The 24,583-nt window shown below is 70.6% G+C and carries 18 protein-coding genes; 10 read left to right on the plus strand and 8 right to left on the minus strand.

Features of this window, described 5'->3' with window-relative positions:
* Positions 1 to 44 precede the first annotated feature (44 nt).
* Together D3P35_RS01540 and D3P35_RS01545 are read right to left on the minus strand one after the other, a co-directional pair.
* Positions 45 to 2,579: a PBP1A family penicillin-binding protein gene (locus D3P35_RS01540; RefSeq protein ID WP_118132795.1), complete on the minus strand. Its 2,535-nt coding sequence runs from the start codon at positions 2,577 to 2,579 to the stop codon at positions 45 to 47.
* Between the two features lie 172 nt (positions 2,580 to 2,751).
* A complete protein-coding gene (locus tag D3P35_RS01545; RefSeq protein ID WP_198670419.1) occupies positions 2,752 to 3,921 on the minus strand; it encodes an N-acetylmuramoyl-L-alanine amidase in 1,170 nt (389 codons plus the stop codon).
* Positions 3,922 to 4,570: 649 nt separating this feature from the next.
* Between D3P35_RS01545 and D3P35_RS01550 the strand changes: the two genes are divergently transcribed.
* Positions 4,571 to 7,966 carry a ribonuclease E/G gene (locus tag D3P35_RS01550; RefSeq protein WP_118132685.1) on the plus strand — a complete coding sequence of 1,132 codons (3,396 nt, stop codon included), beginning with the start codon at positions 4,571 to 4,573 and terminating at the stop codon, positions 7,964 to 7,966.
* A gap of 502 nt (positions 7,967 to 8,468) precedes the next feature.
* On the opposite strand, the gene D3P35_RS01555 is transcribed toward D3P35_RS01550, so the two are convergent.
* A complete protein-coding gene (locus D3P35_RS01555) occupies positions 8,469 to 9,614 on the minus strand; it encodes a pyridoxal phosphate-dependent aminotransferase (RefSeq protein WP_118132686.1) in 1,146 nt (381 codons plus the stop codon).
* Positions 9,615 to 9,707: 93 nt separating this feature from the next.
* Between D3P35_RS01555 and D3P35_RS01560 the strand changes: the two genes are divergently transcribed.
* From D3P35_RS01560 to D3P35_RS01600, 9 genes are all read left to right on the plus strand, one after another.
* Positions 9,708 to 11,105 (plus strand): M48 family metalloprotease, encoded by a 1,398-nt coding sequence (locus D3P35_RS01560; protein ID WP_157981998.1) that lies wholly within the window; start codon positions 9,708 to 9,710, stop codon positions 11,103 to 11,105.
* Between the two features lie 12 nt (positions 11,106 to 11,117).
* On the plus strand, positions 11,118 to 11,894 hold the full coding sequence (locus D3P35_RS01565) for a DsbA family protein (RefSeq protein ID WP_232830327.1): 777 nt from the start codon (positions 11,118 to 11,120) through the stop codon (positions 11,892 to 11,894).
* 170 nt (positions 11,895 to 12,064) lie between these two features.
* Complete coding sequence (gene accB, locus D3P35_RS01570; protein ID WP_118132689.1) at positions 12,065 to 12,559, plus strand: acetyl-CoA carboxylase biotin carboxyl carrier protein; 495 nt, start codon at positions 12,065 to 12,067, stop codon at positions 12,557 to 12,559.
* A 13-nt stretch (positions 12,560 to 12,572) separates the two neighbouring features.
* The gene (gene accC, locus D3P35_RS01575) at positions 12,573 to 13,910 is read left to right on the plus strand and encodes an acetyl-CoA carboxylase biotin carboxylase subunit (RefSeq protein ID WP_118132690.1); all 1,338 of its coding nucleotides are present in this window, start codon (positions 12,573 to 12,575) and stop codon (positions 13,908 to 13,910) included.
* A gap of 223 nt (positions 13,911 to 14,133) precedes the next feature.
* Positions 14,134 to 15,270, plus strand: a complete 1,137-nt coding sequence (locus D3P35_RS01580; protein ID WP_118132796.1) for a substrate-binding domain-containing protein — start codon at positions 14,134 to 14,136, stop codon at positions 15,268 to 15,270.
* A 59-nt stretch (positions 15,271 to 15,329) separates the two neighbouring features.
* Positions 15,330 to 16,094 carry an ABC transporter ATP-binding protein gene (locus D3P35_RS01585; RefSeq protein WP_118132691.1) on the plus strand — a complete coding sequence of 255 codons (765 nt, stop codon included), beginning with the start codon at positions 15,330 to 15,332 and terminating at the stop codon, positions 16,092 to 16,094.
* The gene (locus D3P35_RS01590) at positions 16,087 to 16,809 is read left to right on the plus strand and encodes an ABC transporter ATP-binding protein (RefSeq protein ID WP_118132692.1); all 723 of its coding nucleotides are present in this window, start codon (positions 16,087 to 16,089) and stop codon (positions 16,807 to 16,809) included. Before D3P35_RS01585 ends, D3P35_RS01590 begins: the two co-directional genes overlap by 8 nt.
* A complete protein-coding gene (locus D3P35_RS01595) occupies positions 16,806 to 17,837 on the plus strand; it encodes a branched-chain amino acid ABC transporter permease (protein ID WP_118132693.1) in 1,032 nt (343 codons plus the stop codon). The genes D3P35_RS01590 and D3P35_RS01595 overlap by 4 nt, the downstream gene beginning before the upstream one ends.
* 8 nt (positions 17,838 to 17,845) lie before the next feature.
* Positions 17,846 to 18,913: a branched-chain amino acid ABC transporter permease gene (locus D3P35_RS01600; RefSeq protein WP_118132694.1), complete on the plus strand. Its 1,068-nt coding sequence runs from the start codon at positions 17,846 to 17,848 to the stop codon at positions 18,911 to 18,913.
* Here the strand turns inward: D3P35_RS01600 and D3P35_RS01605 are convergent.
* The 5 genes from D3P35_RS01605 to D3P35_RS01625 all read right to left on the minus strand — a co-directional run bounded on the left by D3P35_RS01605 (position 18,855) and on the right by D3P35_RS01625 (position 24,566).
* Complete coding sequence (locus D3P35_RS01605) at positions 18,855 to 20,087, minus strand: multidrug effflux MFS transporter (protein ID WP_232830328.1); 1,233 nt, start codon at positions 20,085 to 20,087, stop codon at positions 18,855 to 18,857. The two genes, D3P35_RS01600 and D3P35_RS01605, sit on opposite strands and share 59 nt — an antisense overlap.
* Positions 20,088 to 20,175: 88 nt before the next feature.
* Complete coding sequence (gene rbsK, locus D3P35_RS01610; RefSeq protein WP_118132696.1) at positions 20,176 to 21,099, minus strand: ribokinase; 924 nt, start codon at positions 21,097 to 21,099, stop codon at positions 20,176 to 20,178.
* 626 nt (positions 21,100 to 21,725) lie between these two features.
* Positions 21,726 to 22,745: a PDR/VanB family oxidoreductase gene (locus D3P35_RS01615; protein ID WP_118132697.1), complete on the minus strand. Its 1,020-nt coding sequence runs from the start codon at positions 22,743 to 22,745 to the stop codon at positions 21,726 to 21,728.
* Positions 22,746 to 22,749: 4 nt separating this feature from the next.
* Positions 22,750 to 23,499, minus strand: a complete 750-nt coding sequence (locus D3P35_RS01620) for a GntR family transcriptional regulator (protein ID WP_118132698.1) — start codon at positions 23,497 to 23,499, stop codon at positions 22,750 to 22,752.
* Entirely contained in the window at positions 23,496 to 24,566 is a 1,071-nt protein-coding gene (locus tag D3P35_RS01625) for an aromatic ring-hydroxylating dioxygenase subunit alpha (RefSeq protein ID WP_118132699.1), read from the minus strand. The genes D3P35_RS01620 and D3P35_RS01625 overlap by 4 nt, the downstream gene beginning before the upstream one ends.
* Positions 24,567 to 24,583: the final 17 nt, after the last annotated feature.

The raw sequence follows: 24,583 nt of genomic DNA on the forward strand, positions 1-24,583 counted from the left end.
AACCGGTTCTTACAAAAGCCTGTCGCGAAGGTAAAGCGGGGGGCTCAGTAGAGCCCGCCCGAGCCGACGCCGAGCTGGCCGGCGGGTGGCGGCGGCGGGGCGCCGGCGCCCTGCCCGCCCTGCCCGCCCTGATTGCCGGGCTGGGGCGCGTAGTCGCCCTCCTCGTTGATCGACAGCGGCAGGTCGGAGCCGAAGGTGAAATTGCCCTCGCCGATCACCATGTCGGCAGCGGCATAGACCTGCGGCTCCTCGCCCCGGCGGAACATCTCGGTGACGATGTTGGGGCCGGAAGCGTCATCCGGCTGGCGGATGCCGGTGCGGCGGTCCATTTTCACCGCCACCGCGCTCTCCGGCACCTTGAAGTCGGGGTTGGAGATGGTCTTCTTCGCCTCGGCCAGCACGTCGTGCACCACCGGGCCGCACATGGTGCCGCCGTAGGCGCCGCGGCCCATCGGGCGGGGGGTGTCGTAGCCGATGAAGCAGCCCACCACGAGGTTGGGCGAGAAGCTGATCAGCCAGGCGTCCTTCGCGTCGTTGGTGGTACCGGTCTTGGCGGCGAGGTGCAGGCCGAGGTCGTTGAGCACGGTCGCGGTGCCGCGCTGCACCACGCCTTCCATCATCGAGGTGAGCTGGTAGGCGGTGATCGGGTCCATCACCCGCTCCGAGCGGTCGATCACCCAGGGCTCGGGCTCGCCCGCGGTGTGGGTGGTCTCGTTGCAGGCGTCGCATTCGCGCTGGTCGTGCCGGTAGATGGTGCGGCCGCGCCGGTCCTGCACGCGGTCCACCAGCGTGGGCTCGAGCCGCAGCCCGCCATTGGCGAACATGCCGTAGGCAGCCACCATCTTCCACAGCGTGGTCTCGCCGGCGCCGAGCGCATAGGCGAGGTGATGGGGCATGTTGTCGTAGACCCCGAAGCGCTCGGCATATTCGGCCACCGAGTCCATGCCGATGTCCTGCGCGAGGCGCACGGTCATCACGTTGCGCGAGTTCTCGATGCCGATGCGCAGCGGCGAGGGGCCGTAGAACTGCCGCGACGAGTTCATCGGCTTCCAGGCGCCGGCGCCGGTCTGCACGGTCACCGGCGCGTCGAGCACGATCGTCGCGGGGTTGTAGCCGTGGTCGAGGGCCGCGGCATAGACGAAGGGCTTGAACGACGAGCCGGGCTGGCGGGTGGCCTGGGTGGCGCGGTTGAACACCGAGGCCTGGTAGGAGAAGCCGCCCTGCATGGCGAGCACACGGCCGGTGGAGGGATCCATCGCCATCACCGCGCCCTGCAGCTCGGGGATCTGGCGCAGCGACCAGCGCACGAACTTGCCCTCGTCGTCGGTGATCTCTCGCACCAGCACGATGTCGCCCGGCGCCCAGAGGTCGGAGGGCTTGCCCGCCCCGGTCCAGGCCGCGTCCTTGAGGGTGAGGAAATGGCCGTCCTCGTCGTCCGGCACGCCCTCGATGCCGACCCGGGCCGAGCTGTCGCCCAGCTCCAGCACCACGGCGAGGCGCCAGCCGTCGATGTCGCGCGGCAGCCACTTGCCGGCCAGCGCGCCGCGCCAGGCGTCCTCGTCGTCGAGCAGCGCGGGGTCGATGGTGTCGAGCGGGCCGCGCCATTTGCCATGGTCGCGGTCCCAGCTCTCGAGCTTCTTGCGCAGCGCGGCTTCCACGTCGTCCTGCAGGTCGCGGTCGATGGTGGCGCGCACGGTGAGGCCGCCGCCGAAGAGCTTGTCCTCGCCGAAGCGGGCCGAGAGCTGGCGGCGGATTTCCTCGGTGAAATAGCCGCGCGGCGGCACCTCGCGGCGCGCGCTGGGGATGTCGCCGGACTGCACGGTGCGCAGCGGCGCCTCCTGTGCGGCCAGCTCGACCTCCTCGGTGATGTAGCCGTTCTCGTACATCTCGCGCAGCACGTAGTTGCGCCGGCCCTCGGCGGCGTCACGCTCGCGCACCGGGTGCAGGTCGGAGGGCGCCTTGGGCAGGGCGGCGAGATAGGCTGCCTCGCCCGGGGTGAGCTCCTCCAGCGTCTTGGAGAAGTAGTTCTGCGCCGCCGCGGTCACGCCGTAGGCGTTCTGGCCGAGGAAGATCTCGTTGAGGTAGAGCTCGAGGATCTGCTCCTTGGAGAGCGTGCGCTCCAGCTCCACCGCCAGGATGATCTCCTTGATCTTGCGCTCGATCTCGCGCTCGCCCGAGAGCAGGAAGTTCTTCGCCACCTGCTGGGTGATGGTGGAGGCGCCGCGCGGCCGCTGGCCCTGCAGCGCCTCGAACACCGCCGCCGCGATGCCGCGCGGGTCGAACCCGAGATGGGTGTAGAAGTTCTTGTCCTCCGCCGAGATGAAGGCCTCCTTCACCAGGTCGGGGATCTCGTCCGCCGGGGTGAAGATGCGGCGCTCGCGGGCGTATTCGTCCATCAGCGCGCCCTCGCCGGAATACACCCGCGACAGGGTGATCGGCTCGTAGGCGGCCAGGGCCGAGGTGTCCGGCAGATCCCGGCTGTAGATATAGACGACACCGGCGACCGCGATCATCGCGAAGACCGCTCCCAGGGAAGCCCAGGCCATGAGGAAGCCGAAAAATCTCAGTATGTGGCGCATGTGCTGTCCCGTCTGCCCGCGGCCGGCCCCGGCGGCATGCGCGGGGTCCGTGTTCAATCTAGTCCTCCCGCCGCGGCGGTTGGACTCTTTTCTCGGGTCGTGGCGATAGAGCAACAGGCGGCAAGGATCAAATCACATCCGTGACGGATCGGCAGCGGCCCTCGGGCGCCCGTCAATGGCGCACGAGCGCGCGCGCGGCCCTGTCGGCCTCCGCCCAGGTGTCGAGGGCCGCGATGATCTCGCGCGCCACCCCCTCGCCCCATGCGGCGGACTGCATGCGCGCCCGGTCCTCCGGGTCCGAGAGAAAACCGAGCTCGATGAGCACGGAAGGGATGTCCGGCGCCTTCAGCACCCGGAATCCCGCCTCCCGGTGCGGGTTGGAGCGGATGGCCCCGTCCTTCGCGTCGAACTTCTGCACCAGGGCGGCGGCGAGGGCGCGCGAGCGGGCGTTGGTCTCGCGCTGCGCCATGTCCACGAGAATGCGCGCCACCGTGCTGCCCTCCCCCTCCAGGTCGACCCCGGCGAGGATGTCGGCGCGGTTTTCCAGCGCGGCGATGCGCGCGGCGGCCTTGTCGGAGGCGGTCTCGGAGAGCGAGTAGACCGACACGCCCTGTGCCTGGCCCACCGTCACCGTGTTCACGTGCAGCGAGATGAACACGTCCGCGCGGATGCGCCGCGCCTCCTCCACCCGCGCGTCGAGCGGCAGGAAGGTGTCGTCGGAGCGGGTGAGCACGGGAATGTAGCGCCCCGTGGCCTCCAGCGCGGCGCCGATGGTGCGGGCCGCGCGCAGCACGATGTCCTTTTCCATCAGCCCGTCGCGCATCGCCCCGGGGTCGATGCCGCCGTGACCGGGGTCGAGCATCACCACCAGCGGCTCGCCCGGCGCCGGCAGGCGCGGGCCGCGCGGCAGCGCGAGGCTGCCCGGCAGGTTGCGCGTGCCCCACAGGCTCTGCTCCGGCGCGCCGGCGGCTGCGGTGAAGGCACTGGCGGAGGTGTCCTCGAGCGTGAGGTGGAAGCCGTCCTCCTCGAAGAGCGCCGTCTCCACCCGGGCCGGCTCCGCGAGGTCGACGACCATGCGCGCCGTGCCGGGCCGGAACAGCCCGATGCGCACGCCGGAGACCATGCTGCCGTCGAGCGCCGCCGGGGCACTGCCCTCCGGCCAGGCGCCCTGCTCGAAATCCACCACCACGCGGCGCGGGTCGTCGAGGGTGAAGACGCGGTAGCTCACCGGCCGCTCCAGCCGGGCGGTGATTTCGGTCTCGCCCCAGCCGCTGTCGACGCGAATCACGCTGCTCTCGTCACCGCCGCCCTGGATGGCGAACAGCCAGGTCGCCGCGGCCACGACAGCGCACAAGAGCGTGAAACCGATGATAAACCCTTCTCTGCGAAAGGTCGGAAGTCGCATGTCACCTGCCTGGATAGGATGCCCGTATCGTGCCCCTCACCCGATTTTGTACCGCTCCTGCGCTTCTGCGGGCAGTGCGCGGGGCCGATCGGGCGATTTCGGTCTTGCTTTCCGGGTGACGGTAGCACATGTGTCGGCCGACAAAAACCATTTGTCAGTGCACGATGTGCCTGTCTATTCTGCCCCTTGGGCCGAACCGGCGGGCAGCATGATACGCCGGTACATTCCGGACCAGACAAGTTTCGTTGCGGTAGCGGGCCTTTTCAGCGGCTCGACCCTGGCAACGGGAACCCCCGGCAAGGGCCACCCCTCGAGGAGCCTCCGCGACAAGGGACCCGAACAGCCCGCCTCGGCAACAGGCGCCCCGCGCCACCTACCCGGAGGGTTTTCCGGGGCAGTTTGGTGCCACGCGGCACCGGAGAACGAACCGCGATGAAACGCGAGCAGGCAAGACAGAAGATCGCTGGCGGCGCCACAGTGCCCCCCTTCGACGCTGCTGCGCGCGCCCTTTCGCCCGAACATACACACCGGTCGACGCCCGCCGGGGAAACCCGGCGGCTGCACGAACCTGTGCGAGAAGGACACAATGGCTCAGAAGATGCTCATAGACGCCACCCACCCGGAGGAAACCCGGGTGGTCGTGGTCGAAGGCAACAAGGTCGAGGAATTCGACTTTGAATCAATCAACAAGAGGCAGCTCGCAGGCAACATCTACCTGGCGAAAGTAACCCGGGTCGAACCCTCGCTGCAGGCCGCCTTCGTGGACTACGGCGGAAACCGCCACGGTTTCCTCGCCTTCGCCGAGATCCACCCCGACTATTACCAGATCCCCGTCGCGGACCGCGAGGCCCTGCTGGCCGAGGAGGCCCGCAACGCCTCCGAGGAGGCCGAGGAGGAAGAGCGCAAGCCGGTGAAGAAGCGCCGTCGCTCCAGCCGCAGCCGCAAGCGCGGCGGCGATGCCGAGCAGCGCGCCGATGACGCCGAGACCACGTCGGACGAGAGCGATGCCGCTCCCCTCGACGCGGTGCTGAGCGAGGACACCCCCGCCGTCGCCGCCGAGGACATGCCCGAGGCCGTCGACACCCGCGGCGAGGAAGGCGTGATCGCCGCCGCCGAGAGCGTCGAGCCCGAGCTGCCGCAGGCGGCGGAAGAAGCCGCCATCGCGCCCGCCCCGGCGGAGAACGCATCCGTGGCCGACGCCCCGGCCGCCGGTGTCGATGCCACCGTCGCGGCAGACGCCGTCGCGGACATTGGCGCGGAAGACACCGTCGCCGCCGAGCCGGAGGCGGAGGCCCCGCCCGCGCTCGACGCCGTGGTGAGCGAGGACACCCCCTCCGCCGCCGCCGATGCCATTCCGGAGGCCGTCGAGGTCGGTGGCGAGGAGGGTGTGCCCTCCGTCGCGACCGAGAGCACCGACACCGTGCCCGCCGAGACCGTGGCGGAGGCCGAGCCCGACGCCGCCGAGCCGGCACTCAACGCCGACACCGCCGAGGCCGCCGAGGACACCCCCGAGGACACCCCGGACGAGGACGCGCCGAAGAAAGGCCCCTCCTCCATCGCCGAGAGCGCGGGCGCGGATGACGACGATGTCGTGACCGAGGAGCCACGCGCGAAGCAGCCCCGCGAGGAAGCCCGCTCCGGCGAAGACGAGGGCTCCGACGAGGAGGAGGAGATCGAATCCGTCGGCGCCGATGACGTCGCCGAGGAGATCCGCCCCCGCCGCGCCATGCGCCGCTACAAGATCCAGGAAGTGATCAAGGTGCGGCAGATCCTGCTGGTGCAGGTCGTCAAGGAGGAGCGCGGCAACAAGGGTGCGGCGCTCACCACCTATCTCTCGCTGCCCGGCCGCTACTGCGTGCTGATGCCCAACACCGCGCGCGGCGGCGGCATTTCCCGCAAGATCACCAACGCGGCGGACCGCAAGAAGCTCAAGGAGATCGCCTCCGAGCTCGAGGTGCCGACCGGCGCCGGCCTGATCATCCGCACCGCGGGCTCCGAGCGCACCAAGTCCGAGATCAAGCGCGACTACGAGTACCTGATGCGCCAGTGGGACCAGGTGCGCGAGCTCACCCTGCGCTCCATCGCGCCGACGCTGATCTACGAGGAAGGCAGCCTCATCAAGCGCTCGATCCGCGATCTCTACTCCAAGGACATCGACGAGGTGCTCGTCGAGGGCGCCGAGGGCTTCCGCGAGGCCCGGGACTACATGAAGATGCTCATGCCGTCCCACGCGCGCAACGTGAAGCCCTACAACGAGCCGATCCCGCTCTACTCCCGCTACCAGGTGGAGAGCTACCTCGCCTCGATGTTCAACCCGATCGTGCAGCTCAAGTCGGGCGGCTACATCGTGATCGGCGTCACCGAGGCGCTGGTCGCCATCGACGTGAACTCCGGCCGCGCCACCCGCGAGCACTCCATCGAGGAAACCGCGCTCAAGACCAACCTCGAGGCGGCTGACGAGGTCGCCCGCCAGCTGCGCCTGCGCGACCTCGCCGGGCTGATCGTGATCGACTTCATCGACATGGACGAGCGGCGCAACAACACCGCGGTCGAGAAGCGGATGAAGGAGCGGCTGAAGTCGGACCGCGCCCGCATCCAGATCGGCAAGATCTCCGCCTTCGGGCTGATGGAGATGAGCCGCCAGCGCCTGCGCCCCGGCATGCTGGAGGCGACCACCGCCCCCTGCCCGCATTGCCACGGCACCGGGCTCATCCGCTCGGGCGAGTCGATGGCGCTCACCATCCTGCGCGAAATCGAGGAAGAGGGCGTGCGCGCCCGCTCCAAGGAAGTGCTGGTCTCCGCCCCGGTTTCGGTGGCCAACTATCTGATGAACCAGAAGCGCGACGCGATCCTGCGCGTCGAGCAGCGCTACGGCCTCTCCGTGCGCATCGAGAGCGACCCGGCGCTGATCAGCCCGGATTACCGCATCGAGCGCTTCAAGGTGGCGAGCCGGGTGATCGGCCTCGGCGGCACCAGCGCCCCGGTCACCGTCGACACCTACATGGACGAGTATGACGAGGCCGAAGCGGCGGTGGAGATCGAGATCGAGACCGCACCCGCCCCGGCCCCGGCCCGCGAGGAGGAAGAGCCCCGCGGCCCCGCCTCCGCCGACGACACCGGCGCACCGCGCAAGAAGCGCCGCCGCCGGCGCCGCCGCGGCGGCAACGGCGAGGGGCGTGACGGCGAGAGCCGGGACGGCGAAGCGCGCGACGCCCGCCAGTCCGGCCAGGACGACGATGCCGGGACCGACCCCGACGAGACCCCGGAGGCCCGGCCCGAGGAGGCCCGCGCCGCCGAGGCGGAGCCCGTCGAGGCCCCGGCCGCGAAAGCACCGGCCGAGCCCGCCGAGGCAGCAGCCGCGGAGGCTCCTGCCGAGCCGGTTGCAGCCGAGGCGACCACGGCGCCCGAGGTGACCTCCGAGCCGGCCGAGGCCGCGACGGAGGAGGCGAAGCCCGCAAAGCCCGCCCGCAAGCCGCGTACCCGGCGCAAGCCGGCGGCGAAGAAGGAGGCCGCGTCCGACGCGCTCGAGGTGATCGGCGAGGAAGCCCCTGCCGGATCCACCGAGGGCGAGAGCACCGCCATCGAGGTGCCGGAGGACAAGGCCGAGGCCCCGGCCCGCAAGCCGCGCGCCCGCAAGCGCCCCAGCCGCTCCGCCAAGGCCGCCGCCGAGGCGGAAGCCGAGGCCGCCGCGGCCGAGCCGAAGCCGGAGGCGGAAGCCGCCGCGGCTGAGGCGGCACCGGAAACGAAGGCACCGGAGGCCGAAGCGGCACCGGCGGCAGAAGCGTCCGAGGCCCCGCAGCCCCCCCTTGCGCAGCCCGAGGCCCCGGCAGAACCGCAGCCGGAGGCCGCCGCGGCAGACACGGCACCTGAGGCCGAGCCCGCGCCCGAGGCCGAAACCGTCGCCGAGGCCCCGGCCGAGGCCGAACCGACCGACGAGGCGCCCAAGCCGCGCCGTCGCGGCTGGTGGTCTGCCAACCGCTGACACCGGCGCTCACGCGCTGAAAGCATGAACGCCCGCCCCTGCGAGGGGGCGGGCGTCTTGCGTTCCGACCTTCCGTTTGCCGCGCCCGGCGCCGGACGGCATGCCGCGGCAGGCACGGCGCCACCTTCCGCCTGAGGAGCCTCCTCCTGCCCCCCGGCCGCTTCGGCCGATGGCGGGCAAGGGCCGCCCCCCGGAGATCAGCGATCACCACTGCGGCGCGACGAACGTCACCATCGGCCACGGGCCGGAGGCGGCACCGGAGCCGATCTGCCTGTCGGATGGATGCCCGAGGGCCCGGGACCACTGGCCGGCGGACCCATCCGCGCCGCACGTGCCGCCTGCGGAAGGCCGGCGCTTCGGCCACTGTCGGGGCGGGAAACCATCCCCCTCCGGCTGTCCCCGCCGCCCGTGGCACTCCAGGCGCCGGTAGCGGGGCACGGGCGGGCTGCTCCGACCTGCCGGGCGGCTCCGGCGCGACCGCCCGGAGAACGGCCCCCCGGGCTCAGCGCCCGGCCATCCAGGTCTTCAGCCGGCGGGCGGCCTCGACCATGTCGGCGGTCGAGCGGGCGAAGCTGAAGCGCATGGTGCGGTTGCCGCGCACCGGGTCGAAGTCGAGCCCCGGCGTGGCGGCCACGCCGGCCTCGGCCAGCATCGCGGCGGTGAAGGCCTGGCTGTCGTCGGTGAGCTCGGAGAGATCGGCGTAGAGGTAGAAGGCCCCGTCGCAGGGCGCGAGGCGCGTGAAGCCGGCGGCGGGCAGCTCGTTGAGCAGGATCTCGCGGTTCTTCGCGTAGACCGCGAGATGGGCCTCGCACTCCTCCGCCGCGTCGAGCGCGCCGAGGGCTGCGACCTGGCTCGCGTGCGGGGCGCAGATGAAGAAGTTCTGCGCCAGCCGCTCGACCATGCGCACGTGGCTCTCGGGCACCACCATCCAGCCGATGCGCCAGCCGGTCATCGAGAAGTACTTCGAGAAGGAGTTGATGACGAAGACCTCGTCGGTCACCTCCAGCGCGGTCACCGGGCGGCGGCCGTCGAACTGGATGCCGTGGTAGATCTCGTCGGAGATGAAGGCGATGTCGGCGCGCCTGCAGGCGTCGGAGAGCGCCTGCAGCTCGGCCCGGCCCAGCATGGTGCCGGTGGGGTTGGCGGGCGAGGCCACGAGCAGGCCCTGCAGGTCGGTGTTCTCGAGATGCACCGGCGCGGGCTGGAAGCGGGTCGAGGCCTCGGTGGCGATGGAGACCGGCTCGAGGTCGAGCCCGCGCAGGATGTTGCGGTAGCTCGGGTAGCCCGGGTCGCCGATCGCCACGCGGTCGCCCGCGTCGAACAGCGCGAGGAAGGCGAGCAGGAAGCCCGCGGAGGAGCCGGAGGTGACCACGATGCGCTCCGGGGCCACGTCGAGCCCGTACCAGTCGCGGTAGAGGCGGGAGATGCGCGCGCGCAGGGCCGGCAGGCCGAGCGCCACCGTGTAGCCGAGCGCCTCGCGCTCCATCGCCGCCACGAGCGCCTCGCGCGCGAGGCGCGGAGCGGGCGTGGCGGGCTGGCCGACCTCCATGTGGATGACGTCGCCGCCCGCGAGTTCCTTCAGGCGGGCAGCCTCCATCACGTCCATCACGATAAAGGGATCGACGGCACCACGGGTTGAAAATCGCATGGGATTGGGTCCTTATCTGACTGCTTCCGGCAGGGGCGGAGACCCTCGCGGACCTCGCGCCGGGAAGCGCGCCCAACTTGTGGGGAGAACGAGGTGAGGTCAATCGACAGCGTTACCGCCGCCGGCACCGCCCCGGCGCCCCGCCGCCGCCGCACCCCGGCGCGCGCCCTGCTGCGCGTGGTGGCGGCCTGTGCCGTGCTCGCGGCCTCCGGCGTCTCGGCCGCGGCGCAGAGCCTGATCCGCGATGCCGAGATCGAGCGCACGCTCGACCGGCTGGCCGAACCGGTGTTCCAGGGCGGTGGCGTCTCGCCCTCCTCGATCAAGCTCTACATCATCGGCGACAACAGCCTGAACGCCTTCGTGGCCGGCGGGCGCAACATCTTCATCAACACCGGCATGCTGATGCGCCTCACCCGCGCGCGGCAGATCCAGGCGGTGCTGGCGCACGAGCTGGGCCATATCAACGGCGGCCATCTCGCCCGCCGCGGGGTGGAGGCGGAGAACACCACCGGGGCGCTCGCCCTCGGCGCGCTGCTCGCCATCGCCGCCGGCGTGGCCGGCAGCGCCGATGCCGCGGGCGCGATCTTCACCGGCACGCATTCGGTGGTGAACCGCTCCTTCCTGCAGTATTCGCGCGGCGAGGAGGCCAGCGCCGACCAGGCCGGCCTCACCTACATGGAGCGCGCCGGCATCAACCCCGAGGGCATGAAGGAAGTGCTCGACCTGCTGCGCGGCCAGGAACAGATGATGGGCCCCAATGTCGACCCCTACGCCCTCACCCACCCGATGAGCGTCGACCGCATGCTGCTCGCCGAGCGGCGCATCGACAGCTCGCCCTACAACGACAAACCCGACGACCCCGACCTCGCCTACTGGGTGGAGCGGATGCGCGCCAAGCTCGAGGGTTTCACCAAGCGCCCCGAGACCGTGCTCGAGCACCTGCCCCGGGGGGATGACGAGTTCACCCTCATCCGCCGCGCCGTGGCCCTGCACCGCCTGCCCGACCCCACGGGCGCGATGCAGGCGATGGACAAGCTGCTCGCCCTGCGCCCGGCCGACCCGTTCTACCTCGAGCTCAAGGCGCAGATCCTGCTCGAGAGCGGCCGGGTGGCCGAGGCGATCCCCTTCTACCGCCGCGCCTCCGCCGCGGCGCCGGGCGAGCCGCTGATCGCCGCCTCGCTCGCCCATGCGCTCATCGCGCTCGACGGCGCGGGCAACAACGACGAGGCGCTCACCATCCTCAAGAAGGCCACGCGCGACGACCCCGCCAACGGCGTGGCGCTGCGCGACCTCGCGCTCGCCTATGCCCGCGACGGCCAGGAGGGGCTGGCAGCCCTTGCAACCGCCGAGCGCTACGCGCTACGGACCGACTACAAGGACGTGATCCGCCATGCGCGCCACGCCGCCGCCGTGCTGCCCGAGGGCAGCCCGGGCTGGCTGAAGGCACAGGACCTCATCCTCGTCGCCGAGCGCATGGAAAAGACCAGATAGGAGATGCAGCAGATGATCAGATCCGGGCTCATGGCCCTTGCCCTCGGCCTCACGGCGCTGCCGGTGGCCACCCTGCCCGCCGCCGCCCAGGACAGCGGCGCGCAGACCGGTGTGCCCGGCCTCGACCGCGACGCGCTCAGGGCGGAGATCCGGGCCTATCTGCTCGACAATCCGGAAGTGATCTACGAGGCGATCCAGGAGCTGGAGAAACGCCGCAAGGCCGCCTCCGCCACCGCCGAGCAGACCATGGTGCGCGACAACGCGACCGCGCTCTTCGACGACGGCTTCTCCAATGTCGACGGCAACCCCGAGGGCACGCTCACGCTGGTGGAGTTCTTCGACTACCGCTGCGGCTACTGCAAGCGCGCGCATGACGACATCCTCAAGCTGGTGGCCGAGGATGGCGACATCCGCTTCATCCGCAAGGAATTCCCCATCCTCGGCCCCGACAGCCTGCTCGCCTCGCGCGCGGCCATCGCCGCCCAGCTGCAGGGCGACGAGGAGGTCTACCTCGACTTCTCCAACGCGATGATGGAGTTCGGTGGCCCGCTCACCGAGACCACGATCGACCGGCTGGCCGAGCGCGCCGGGGTCGACGTGGAGAAGATGCACGCCGAGATGGAGAGCGACGAGGTGAATCGGCGCATCCAGGCCAACCACGACCTCGCGCAGGCGCTGCAGATCGGCGGCACGCCGACCTTCGTCATCGGCGAGAAGCTGGTGCGCGGCTACCTGCCCTACGAAGAGATGGCCCAGGCCATCGACGAGGCGCGCAGCCTGCAGGACTGAGCACGGGCGGCCCCGCCCCGGCCGCGCGGCCCCCGCCCGGGGGCCCGCGCCGCGGCGGCAGCGTTCCGCACCCCCCTCAGATCCACGCTTTAATCTCTTTTCACGCTTGCGTATAAGCGGCTGCAAAGCGGGCGGGAGCACCGCCAGTCGCGAAGGGCACCGAGGTACACATGGGCAACAAATACGAACACGACGTCGCCTTCATCCGCGCTCTGGCGGATCTGCTGCGCGAGAGCGATCTCTCCGAGATCGAGGTGAAGCGCGAATTCGGCGAGGATGACACGCTCAACGTCCGCGTCGCCCGCCAGATGGCCGCCGCGCCCGCGGCGCCCGCCCCGGTGCAGAGCTACGCCCCCGCGCCGATGGCCGCCCCCGCGCCGGCCGCCGCCGCCGCCCCGGCCACCCCGGCGCCGGAAGACCCGGCCCAGCACCCGGGCGCCATCACCTCGCCGATGGTCGGCACCGTCTACCTGCAGCCCGAGCCGGGCGCCACGCCCTACGCCAAGGTGGGCGACCAGGTGCAGGAGGGCCAGACCCTGCTGATCGTCGAGGCGATGAAGACGATGAACCAGATCCCGGCGCCCCGCGCCGGCACCGTGAAACGCATCCTCGTCGACGATGGCGCGCCGGTCGAATACGGCACGCCGCTGATGATCGTCGAGTGAGCGGACGGCCCAGATGTTCAACAAGATCCTGATCGCCAACCGCGGGGAGATCGCGCTGCGCGTCCACCGCGCCGCGCGCGAGATGGGCATCAAGACGGTGGCCGTCCATTCCACCGCCGATGCCGACGCCATGCATGTCCGCCTCGCGGACGAGAGCATCTGCGTGGGCCCGCCCGCGGGCGCGCAGAGCTACCTCAACATCCCCGCCATCATCTCGGCCTGCGAGATCACCGGCGCGGATGCGGTGCACCCCGGCTACGGGTTCCTCTCGGAAAACCAGAACTTTGCCCAGATCCTCGAGGATCACGGCATCACCTTCATCGGCCCGCGCTCCGAGCATATCGCGGTGATGGGCGACAAGATCGCCGCGAAGGAGACCATGCGCCGGCTCGGCGTCCCCTGCGTTCCCGGCTCCGAGGGTGGCCTTGCCTCCTACGAGGAGGCCAAGGCCGTCGCCGACGAGATGGGCTACCCGGTGCTGATCAAGGCCGCCGCCGGCGGTGGCGGGCGCGGCATGAAGGTGGCGCGCACCGCGGCCGACCTCGAGAACGCCTACCGCACCGCCCGCTCCGAGTCGAAGGCCGCCTTCGGCGACGACGCGGTCTACATGGAGAAGTACCTCACCCTGCCCCGGCACATCGAGGTGCAGGTCTTCGGTGACGGCAAGGGCCGCGCGGTGCACCTGGGCGAGCGCGACTGCTCGCTGCAGCGCCGCCACCAGAAGGTGCTCGAGGAGAGCCCCTCCCCGGTGATCGACGCCGAGACCCGGGCGCGCATCGGCGAGACCTGCGCCAAGGCCATTGCCGAGATGAACTACATCGGCGCCGGCACCATCGAGTTCCTCTACGAGAACGGCGAGTTCTTCTTCATCGAGATGAACACCCGCCTGCAGGTGGAGCACCCGGTGACCGAGGCTGTCTACGGTGTCGACCTCGTGGCCGAGCAGATCCGTGTCGCCGCCGGCGAGGAGATGAGCTTCCGCCAGGAGGATCTCATCCCGCGCGGTCATGCCATCGAGTGCCGAATCAACGCCGAGCGCCTGCCCGATTTCCGCCCCTGCCCGGGGCAGATCACCACGTTCCACGCCCCCGGTGGCCTGGGCGTGCGCATGGACAGCGCCATCTACGACGGCTACCGCATCCCGCCCTACTACGACAGCCTGATCGCCAAGCTGATCGTGCATGCGCCGGACCGCGAGGCGGCCCTGCACCGGCTCGACCGCGCGCTCTCCGAGCTCGTCGTCGACGGCGTGGACACCACCAAGCCGCTGTTCGAGGCCCTGCTGGAGCAGCCCGACGTGCGCAAGGGCGACTACAACATCCACTGGCTCGAGAAGTTCCTCGGCATCTGAGCCGCGGCCGCCTCCCTGCCTTGCCTTTCGCGCGGCGCTCCCCCCGGGGGCGCCGCGTTTTCATTTCCGCCCTGCCCGCCAAAATCCTTGATCGGCGCCGGCATCGCGGACACTCTCTGAGGGAAATCAACCCCCTGTGCGCCCCGGCGCTGCGGGGGGCATCTCAGGGAGGGATACCGTGTCACGTATCGCGCTTGCGGCCACCGCCGCCACGCTCTTCGCCATGCCGGCCGCGGCCGACATCACCATCGCCCATGTCTACGGCAAGACCGGCCCGCTGGAAGCCTATGCCGCCCAGTCGCACACCGGGCTGATGATGGGGCTGGAATATGCCACCGACGGCACGATGGAGGTGAACGGCGAGAAGCTCGTCGTCATCGAGAAGGACACCCAGCTCAAGGCCGACCTCGGCAAGTCGCTGCTGGCGGAGGCTTACGGCGACGACGATGCCGCCATCGCGGTGGGCCCGGTTTCCTCCGGCGTGGCGCTGGCGATGCTGCCGGTGGCCGAGGAATACGAGCGCATCCTGATCGTGGAGCCCGCGGTGGCGGATTCGATCACCGGCGAGAACTGGAACCGCTACATCTTCCGCACCGGGCGAAACTCCAGCCAGGACGCGGTGGCAAATGCCGTGGCCCTCGGCAAGGAGGACACGGTCATCGCCACCCTGGCGCAGGACTATGCCTTCGGGCGTGACGGCGTGGCGGCCTTCGCCGAGGCGCTGAAGAAGACCCCCGCCAAGCTGGTGCACGAGGAATACGTGCCCCAGGACACCACCGATTTCACCGCCGCCGCCGAGCGCATCTTCACCGCGCTGAAGGACAACCCGGCCGCCAACAAGAAGCTGTTCATCATCTGGGCCGGCGCGAACAACCCGATGGGCAAGATCCAGGCGATGGACCCCTCGCGCTTCGGGGTGGAGATCGCCACGGGCGGCAACATCCTCGCCGCGATGAAGGCCTACAAGGAGGTGCCCGGCATGGAGGGCGCCACCTACTACTACCACGACATCCCGAAGAACCCGGTGAACGACTGGCTGGTGAAGGAGCACATGGCCCGCTTCGGCACCCCGCCGGATTTCTTCACCGCCGGCGGCATGACCGCCGGGCTCGCCATCGTGGAGGCGCTGAAGGAGAGCGCGGCCTCCACCGACGCCGACACCCTGATCACCACGCTCGAGGGCATGGAATGGCAGACGCCCAAGGGCTGGATGCGCTTCCGCCCGGAGGACCACCAGGCGATGCAGAGCATGTACCACTTCCGCATCAAGGTGGACCCGGAGGTGGAATGGGCGATCCCCGAGCTCGTCGAGGAGATCAAGCCGCAGGACATGGACATCCCGATCCGCAACGGCCAGTGAGCCCGCGCGCCCGGGGGCCGGCCTCCCGGGCGCCGCTTTCCCCGCAGCGGAGCGACCCCATGCCAGACCCAGTGCTCGAAACCCGCGGCCTCACCATCCGCTTCGGCGGCCACGTGGCGGTGGACCATGTGAGCTGCGCCTTCATGCCCGGTGAGCTCACCGCCATCGTGGGCCCGAACGGCGCCGGAAAGACCACCTATTTCAACATCATATCCGGCCAGCTTCCCGCCTCGGAGGGCAACGTGCTGCTGCGCGGCGAGGACATCACCCGCCTGCCCGCCTCCGAGCGCACGCGGCGCGGCATCGGCCGGGCCTTCCAGCTCACAAACCTGTTCCCCGCGCTCTCGGTGTTCGAGAACGTGCGCCTCGCGGTGCAGGCGAAGGCCGGGCGCGGCATGCGCTTCCTCTCCATGGCCTCCGCGCACCGCAGCCTCGCCGCGCGCGCCGAGGCGGTGCTGGAGGAGGTGCGGCTCACCCGCCTCGCGGGCCAGCCGGTCTCCGCCCTCAGCCATGGCGACCAGCGCAAGCTGGAGGTGGCCCTCCTCATCGCGCTCGAGCCGTCCGTCTTCATGTTCGACGAGCCCACGGCCGGCATGTCGGTCGACGAGGCGCCGGTGGTGCTCGACCTCATCGCCCGGCTGAAGGCGGAGGGCGGCCACACCATCCTGCTGGTGGAGCACAAGCTCAGCGTCATCCGCTCGCTCGCCGACCGGATCATCGTGCTGCACAACGGAGCACTCGCCGCCGACGGGCCGCCCGCCGAGGTGATGGCCTCCGCCGTGGTGCAGGAAGCCTATCTCGGCCAGGAGCTCGCCGATGTCTGACATTCTCACCCTCGAGGGCGTGCACGCCGACATCGCCCAGTACCACATCCTGCAAGGCGTCGACCTCTCGGTGCCCGAGGGCTCGGTCACCATGCTGCTGGGGCGCAACGGCGTGGGCAAGACCACCACGCTGCGCACCGTCATGGGCCTGTGGCAGGCGCATCGCGGGCGCATCCTGCTCGGCGGGCAGGACATCACCCGCCTGCCCACCCCGCGCATCGCCCGCGCCGGCGTGGGGTTCGTGCCCGAGGACATGGGCATCTTCTCCGACCTCACGGTGGCGGAGAACCTCACCCTCGCCGCCGTCTCCGGGCCGATCGACAGCGCCCGGCTCGACTGGCTGCTCGACGCCTTCCCGCCCCTGCGCACCTTCTGGGGCATGCCGGCGGGCAATCTCTCCGGCGGGCAGAAGCAGATGCTCTCGGTGGGCCGCGCGGTGATCGAGGAGCGCCGGCTCTACCTCATCGACGAGCCCTCCAAGGGCCTCGCCCCCGCCATCGTCACCACCCTCGCGCGCGCCCTGAAGCAGCTCAAGGCGCAGGGCGCCTCCATCCTGCTGGTGGAGCAGAACTTCTCCCTCGCCCGCGCGCTCGGCGACCATGCGGTGGTGATGGACGACGGCCGCACCATCTGGGCCGGCCCCATGGCCGAGCTAGCCGCCGACGCCGCCCTGCAGGAGCGCCTGATGGGCCTGAGCATGGAGGCCCACGGATGAGCGCCGCCCCCGAACACGCCCCCACCTTCACCCGCGCGGGCCTGGGCCAGCGCCTCACGCCCTGGCTGCCGGCACTGCTGGTGCCGCTGATCATCCTCGCGGGCTTCGTGCTGATCGGCTCGGTCTCCTCCTGGCTCACGCTCACCGTGGCGGGGCTCGCCATGGGGATGATGCTCTTCGTGATGGCCTCGGGCATGACCCTCGTCTTCGGGCTGATGGACGTGATCAATTTCGGCCATGGCGCCTTCATCTCGGTGGGCGCCTTCGTCGGCGTCACGGTGCTGCTGTGGCTGGCACCGCTCGCCGCCGCGGGCTCGGTACCGGCAAACCTCGCGGCGATGGGGGCGGCCATCCTCGGGGCGATGCTTGCCACCGGGGCGATGGGCTGGGCCTTCGAGCGGGTGGTGGTGCGGCCGGTCTACGGCGCGCACCTCAAGCAAATCCTGGTCACCATGGGTGGGCTCATCGTGGCCGAGCAGCTGATCTACGTGATCTGGGGCCCGCAGGAGATCTACATCCTGCGCCCGGAGGCGCTGAAGGGCGCGGTCACCTTCCTCGGGGCGGCGATCGAGAAATACCGGCTGGTGGCGGTGGGCATCGGCCTCGTGCTGTTCCTCGCCATGCGCCTCGTGCTCACGCGCACGCGCATCGGCCTGCTGGTGCGCGCGGGCGTGGAGAACGGCGAGATGGTGCGCGCGCTCGGCTACCGCATCGACCGGGTGTTCATCGGGGTGTTCATGGCAGGCTCGGCGCTGGCCGGGCTCGGCGGGGTGATGTGGGCGCTCTACGCCCAGCTCATCACCGCGCACATGGGCAACGAGCTGATGGTGACCGTGTTCATCGTGGTGATCATCGGCGGGCTCGGCTCGGTGGAGGGGTGTTTCCTGGGCGCACTGCTGGTGGCGCTCACGCAGAATTACGTCGCCTTCCTCGCGCCCAAGCTGGCGCTGGTCTCAACCATCGCGCTGATGGTGGTGATCCTGATGTGGCGGCCGCAGGGCATGATGCCCGTGGCGAAGGCGAAGTGAGGCCCGCGATGAACATCCTCTCCGGCAATCGCCCCGGCGCGCTGCCCCTCACGCTGCTGCTGATCGTTGTGGTGGGCTGCCTCGCCCTCGCACCCTTCCTGTTTCCCGGCACCCGCGCGCTCGACACGGCGGCGAAGATCTGCATCTTCATCCTGCTCGCGGCCTCCTACGACCTCACGCTGGGTTATGGCGGCATCGTGAGCTTCGCGCACACGATGTTCTTCGGCCTCGGCGCCTACGGCGTCGCGCTGATGCTCGACCATCTGGGCCGCGGCTGGCTGCCGATGATCGGCGGGGCGGCGGCGGGCGCCGCCGCGGCGGCGGCGCTCGCCTTCGTCATCGCGCTGTTCAGCCTGCGGGTGCGGGCGATCTTCTTTGCCATGATCACCCTTGCCGTCGCCTCGGCCATGGCAGTGCTGGTGAGCCAGCTCTCCGGCCTCACCGGCGGCGAGGACGGGCTGAACTACCAGATCCCGCGTGAGCTCACGCCGGCCTTCCGCATCGGCAAGCTCTTCGACGTGACGGTGAACGGCAAGATCCTGAACTACTACCTGGTGTTCGCCGGCTGCACGGTCCTGTTCCTGCTGCTGCTGCGCATCGTTTCCTCGCCCTTCGGCCGGGTGCTGGAGGCGATCCGCGAGAATGATTTCCGCGCCGAGGCGATCGGCTACCCGGTGCTGCGCTACCGGGCGGCGGCCACCTGCATCTCGGCGGCGGTGGCGGCGCTGGCGGGCGCGCTCTACGCCATCTGGCTGCGCTACGTGGGCCCGGGCACCACGCTGTCGATGGAGATCATGATCGACATCCTGCTGATGGTGGTGATCGGCGGCATGGGCACGATGTATGGCGCCATCCTCGGCGCCACGCTCTTCGTGCTGGCCCAGACCTACCTGCAGGACCTGATGGGCGCGGGGGCGGAGGCGCTCTCCGCCGTGCCCCTCGCCGCCCGGCTGCTCGACCCCGACCGCTGGCTGCTCTGGCTCGGCGTGCTGTTCATCCTCAGCGTCTACTTCTTCCCTACAGGGGTCGTGGGGCGTCTTCGGGCAATGGCGGCGCGCTCCGCGCGATCCACATGACATAGGCCGTACTGAGGATCGAGAGCAGCGAGGCCCCCAGCATCACGCCCAGCAGCGGGTAAGGCCCCCAGCCCGGGCGCAGGAGCGCGCCCGGCAGGGCCGAGAGCACGGCGCCGCCGCCCACCATCAGCGCCCCGGCGAGCCCCGCCGCCGAGCCCGCCAGATGCGGGCGCACCGAGAGCGAGCCTGCGGTTGCGTTCGACATCAGGAGCCCGTTGCCCAGGCCCACGAAGAACGCCGGGCCGAACAGCGTGGACGGGTGCGTGCCGCCCGCGAGGAACAGCACGATCGCCAGAACGATCCCGAAGGTGGAGGCGGTGGCCCCGTATGCGATCATCCGGTTGATGCCAACGCGCACCGAGTAGGTGCCAGAGAGGAAGTTGCCCCCCATGAACCCCAGCGGCACGCAGGCAAACCAGTAGCCAAGCTCGATCGGCTCCAGCCCCAGCACATGGTCCGCCACCCAGGGCGCCCCGCCGAGAAAGGCGTAGAACGTGCCCGCCCCGAAGGCGGTGGTGAGCGAATAGCCCCAGAAGCGGCGCGAGCGGAACAGCTCGGGGTAGGAGCGGAACTGCGCCCCGAGGCTGGAGGAGCGGGCGTGATTGGTCTCGCCCATGTCCGCCCAGGTGAGTGCCAGCACGAGCCCGCCGAAGACGAACAGCGCCCAGAAGTTCGACTGCCAGCCCGCCACCTGCTCCAGCGCGCCGCCCAGCGTGGGGCCCACCATCGGCATCACCGCCATGCCCATGGTGATGTAGCCGATCAGGCTCGCCGCCTTGTCGGGCTCGACCATGTCGCGCACCACGGCGCGCGACAGCACCAGCCCCGAGGCCACCCCCGCCTGCAGGCAGCGGCAGGTGAGGAACACCTCGATGCCCGGCGCGAAGATGCAGCCCAGCGTGGCGGCCATGAACACCGCGAGGCAGGCCATCATCACCGGCCGGCGACCGAAGCGGTCGGACAGCGGGCCGATCATCAGCTGCACCACCCCGGTCATCGCCATGTAGCCCGAGACGGTTAGCTGGATCACCGAGTACTCGGTGCCGAACCACTCCGCCATCCGCGGCAGCGAGGGCAGGAAGATGTTCATCGACAGCGTCGCAATGCCGGCGATCAGCATCAGCGTGACGACATGCGGCGGGCTCTTGGGGTCGAGAAAGCGGGCGGTGCGCAAGGGTCGGTCTACTATATGAATTTGCATGAAACGGAAGCCTAGGCGGCTCCCGCGCGTCTGTCCATGCGACCTGCGTGGCAGGCCGCGCTCAGGTGAGCAGGCTGTCGAGCTCGCCGCGCGTGGGCATCGAGGCCGCGGCTCCGGCGCGCGACACCGAGACCGCCGCCGCGGCACAGCCGAAGCGCACCGCCTCGATCGGGTCCATGCCCTCGGCGAGGGCGGTGGCGAAGGCGCCGTTGAACGCGTCGCCCGCGCCGGTGGTCTCCACCACCCGGCCGGGGTCGAAGGCCGGCACCACCAGCGAGGCCTCGGCATCCTGGTAGAGCGCGCCGCCCTCGCCCAGCGTGACGATCACCGCCTTCGCGCCGCGGCGCAGCAGCACCTCCGCCGCCTCGCGCGCGCTCTCCGCGCCCGAGACCGCCACGCCGGTGAGCATCCCGGCCTCGGTCTCGTTGGGGGTGATGTAGTCGCACAGGCCGATCATCGCGTCGTCGAGCTCGGCCGCCGGGGCCGGGTTGAGGATGGTGACGGCGCCTGCCTCACGCCCGATCTCGAGGAAGCGGCGCGCGGCGTCGAGCGGCTGCTCGAGCTGGGTCATCACCACGCGGGAGCGGGCGATGTCATCGCTCCGCGCCTCGACCAGGCCCGGGGTGATGCCGGCCGCGGCGCCGGGGCAGATGATGATGGCGTTCTCGCCGCGCGCATCGTCGACGAGGATGCAGGCGGCGCCGGTGGCCTCGTCTGCCACGGTCTCGATGCAGGGTGTGACACCCGCCTCGCGCCACACGCCCTGCGCCATCTCGCCGAAGGCATCCGCCCCGAGGCGGCTCACGAAGCGCACCTCGGCCCCCAGCCGCCCCGCCGCCACGGCTTGGTTCGAGCCCTTGCCGCCGGGGCCGAGGGTGAAGCCCGCGCCCAGCATGGTCTCCCCCCACGCCGGCATGCGCGGGGTGCGGTAGGTGGTGTCGGCGACGAACACGCCGAGGATGGCAATGCCGGAGAGCTGGCTCATGGGATCCCTCGTCTGGCGAGGGAAACCGTCCCTCCCGCGGCCCGGACGGGCCAGGGCCCGGGGCCGCGACCTTAGCCCGCCGCACCCGGCTTCGCCAGCCCGGCGGAGATACCTTGCCCTGTGCTGTCCCCCTGCTGCGCCCCCCGTTCCGGTCCGGACCCGGGTCGCGCATACAAGGCCGAACCCGATCGCTTCACATCTGCCCCATCAACGCTGCCGATCCGCCAGGCACACAGGGACGCGCCCGACCCTGGGTGGGCGCAGCACCGCGTGTGGTGAGCGCTTTATCGTGAAAGCACCGGACCCGGGCTGAGCGGCTCACGGCATCGCCGTCGCGCCCTCCCGGGGGGAGGGTCGGGCGCGGCCGGGCTGGTCGCCCGGGCGAGACACCACCGCTCGGCCCTCGCCGCGCGGGCGCTCGCACCTGACGTTGCAGCTCCTCCGCCTGGCACGAAGGGCCGCGCCCGACCCCGGGTCGGCACAACACCGCCCGCGGTGGGCGCTCTATCCTGCAAGCCCCGGACGCAGGCTGAGCGGCTCACGGCATCGCCATCGCGCCCTCCCGCGGGGAGGGTCGGGCGCGGCCCGGGCTGGTCGCCCGGGCGAGACAGCCATTCCGGGGCGCTTCACCCTGCCGTGGCGGGTTCGACATCCCGCGCGGGCACCCCTTCCACGGCGGCGCTGCGGAAGCCGGTGTCGATCACCACCCGCCCCCCCACCGCGCGCGAGACGCAGGCGCACATGCGCGCGCCCTCCGCCTTCTCCGCGTCGGAGAAGAACACGTCGCGGTGGTCGATCTGGGCACTCGCCTCCAGCACCGGCACGGCGCAGAGGCCGCATTCGCCGCGGCGGCAGTCATAGATCACGTCCACACCCACACGGGCCAGCGCGTCGATGATGCTCTCGTTACGCGCCACGATGGTGGAGACGCCGGTGTCGGCCGAGACCACCTCGAAGGGCTCCGTGGGGTGCAGGCCGCTGTCGCCGAAGATCTCGTAGCGCAGGTCCGGCAGCGGCCGGCCCGAGGCCACCCAGGCGCGGCGCACCGCATCGAGCAGCGGCATCGGCCCGCAGATGTAGAGCTGCGCACCGGGCGCAAGCGCGGCGATCTCGGCGGCCGCGTCGATGAAACTGCCCTGCGCGTCCTCGAACAGGCGCAGGTTCACCCCCGGAAGGCCCTCCACCTCGTCGAGAAAGGCCATGGCGTCGCGGTTGCGCGCGGCGTAGAGGAACTGCATCCGCGCGCCGCGCCGTGAGAGCTCCCGCGCCATGCCCACCACCGGGGTGATGCCCACGCCGCCGGCGATCACCAGATACTCCGGCCGGTCCATCTGCAGCTCGAAGCGGTTTTCCGGCGAGGTGACGCGCAGCCGGTCCCCCGCCTTCAGGCTCCACATGTAGCGCGAGCCGCCCTTCGATGTGTCCGACAGCTTCACCCCGATGCGGTACTGCCCGCCCGGCGCGGGCAGGAGCGAGTAGGAGCGCGTCTCCTGCCGCCCCTCCACCAGCACGTCCACGTCGATATGCGCACCCGGCTGGTACGCGTAGGCCCTGCCGCCGAGGTCGATCACCAGTTCCCGGATGGCCGTGCCCGCCTCGCGGGCCGAGACCACCTGTGCCATGAAGACATCCGCCTTGCCGCGCATCGTCTCACTCCCTGTTTCTTATGAGGTGCAGCCCGGGCACGGCGCCGTCCGGCAGCCCCGCCCGGGTGATGATCTCGAGATTGCGGCGGGCGATGCGCGCGTGCTCGCGCATCAGCATCTCCGCCCGCATGCCCTGGCGCATCACGATCGCCTCCAGCACCGCGCGGTGCTGCGACTGGGCGATGACCAGCGAATGCTGCGCCTCGCGGCTGGTGCCATGCGTGTCGACAAAGGCCGAGGGCCCGGCAAAGGGCAGCGCCACCACCCGCTCGAGCTGCTCGCGCAGCACCGAGGAGCGCGCGCAGGCCACCACCGCCTCGTGGAAGCTGCGGTTGAGGGCGATATAGGCCTCCATGTCGAGTGGGTCGGCGGCCAGCACCGCATCGAGCGCATCGAGCGTGTCCTCCAGCGCGCGGATGCGCCCGGGCTCCAGGCCGCGCTCGGCGGCAAAGCGCGCCGCCGTGCCCTCCAGCACGCCGCGCAGCTCGATGGCGTCGACCATCTCCTGCCAGGAGAAGCCGCGCACCTCGTAGCCGCCGCCGGGGAGTGCTGTGAGCAAGCCCTCATGCTCCAGCCGGATCAGCGCCGCGCGCACCGGGGTGCGCGAGACGCCCAGCCGCTCCACCATCACCAGCTCCGACACCCGGTCCCCGGGGGCGAGCTCGCGGTCGAGGATGAGCTGGCGGATGCCGAGCAGCGCGGAGAGCGTCTGGCTCTCTGCCGGCCGGGCGCCCGCGGGCCTCGCCCCGCTCATTCGGCGGCGATGGCCCGGTGTTCCTCGGCCACCATCCGGTCGATGATGCGCCGGGCCCACATCGCGCCGCCGTCGATGTTGAGGTTGTAGAACACGTGGTCGGGGTTTTCCGCGATGGCGCGCTGCTGGGCCTCCAGGATGATGTAATCCTCGCCGAAGATCTTCGCGACCCCCTCGCGCAGCTCATGGGTGCGGCGCTGGTTGCCCAGGTCGTAATTGCGCGAGAAGCCCCAGAAATAGTGGCAGGTGGTGTCGGTCTCCGGCGTGATGGTGTTGAGCACGAAGCCGTTCACGCCGGCGCTGCGGTCGCCCTTCAGCGCGCCGGAACCGGCGGGGGCCACCCCTACGTCGATCGCGATGGTGCAGGGCGCCTCGAAATTGATGATCTGCCAGCGGTCCACGTTGCCGGGCTTGCCGAGCTGCGCGCGCCAGAACGGCGGCGGGTCGATGTTCTCCATCCAGCGGGTCACGGTGGCGGTGTTGCGCGAGTGGGTGACGGTGAAGGGCGCCTCGGCCACGGCGGAATTGCCGATGGAGCTGCCGTGGACATAGGTCTCGTGGGTGAGGTCCATCAGGTTGTCGACGATGAGGCGGTAGTCGCATTCCACGCGGATCAGCTTGCCGTCACCCTCCCACTCCGGGTGGTCGAGCCAGTGCAGGTCGGGCACCAGCGCGGGGTCGGCCAGCGCGGGGTCGCCCATCCAGAGCCAGACGAAGCGGTGGCGCTCCACCAGCGGGTAGCTGCGCACGCAGGCGGAGGGGTTTATCGTGTCCTGGGAGGGCATGTATACACACCGTCCCGAATCATTGTACTTCAGCCCGTGATAGGGGCAGACGATGGTGTCGCCCTCGACATGCCCGCCCGAGAGCGGCACCAGCCGGTGCCAGCAGGCATCGGCAAGGCCCACGGCGCTGCCATCCTGTTTCCGGTACATCACTATGGGATTGTTGGCAATTTTCCGCGACAGCGGCGCACGGGTGACCTCGTGGTCCCAGGCCGCGGCATACCACGCGTTGCGCGGGAAGGTGGGCGAAGCCTGTGTGAAGTCGGATTCCGACCTTTGCATGGGGTTCCTCCGGTTTT

Source organism: Oceanicella sp. SM1341 (genome assembly GCF_003448965.1).
Taxonomy (GTDB): domain Bacteria; phylum Pseudomonadota; class Alphaproteobacteria; order Rhodobacterales; family Rhodobacteraceae; genus Paroceanicella.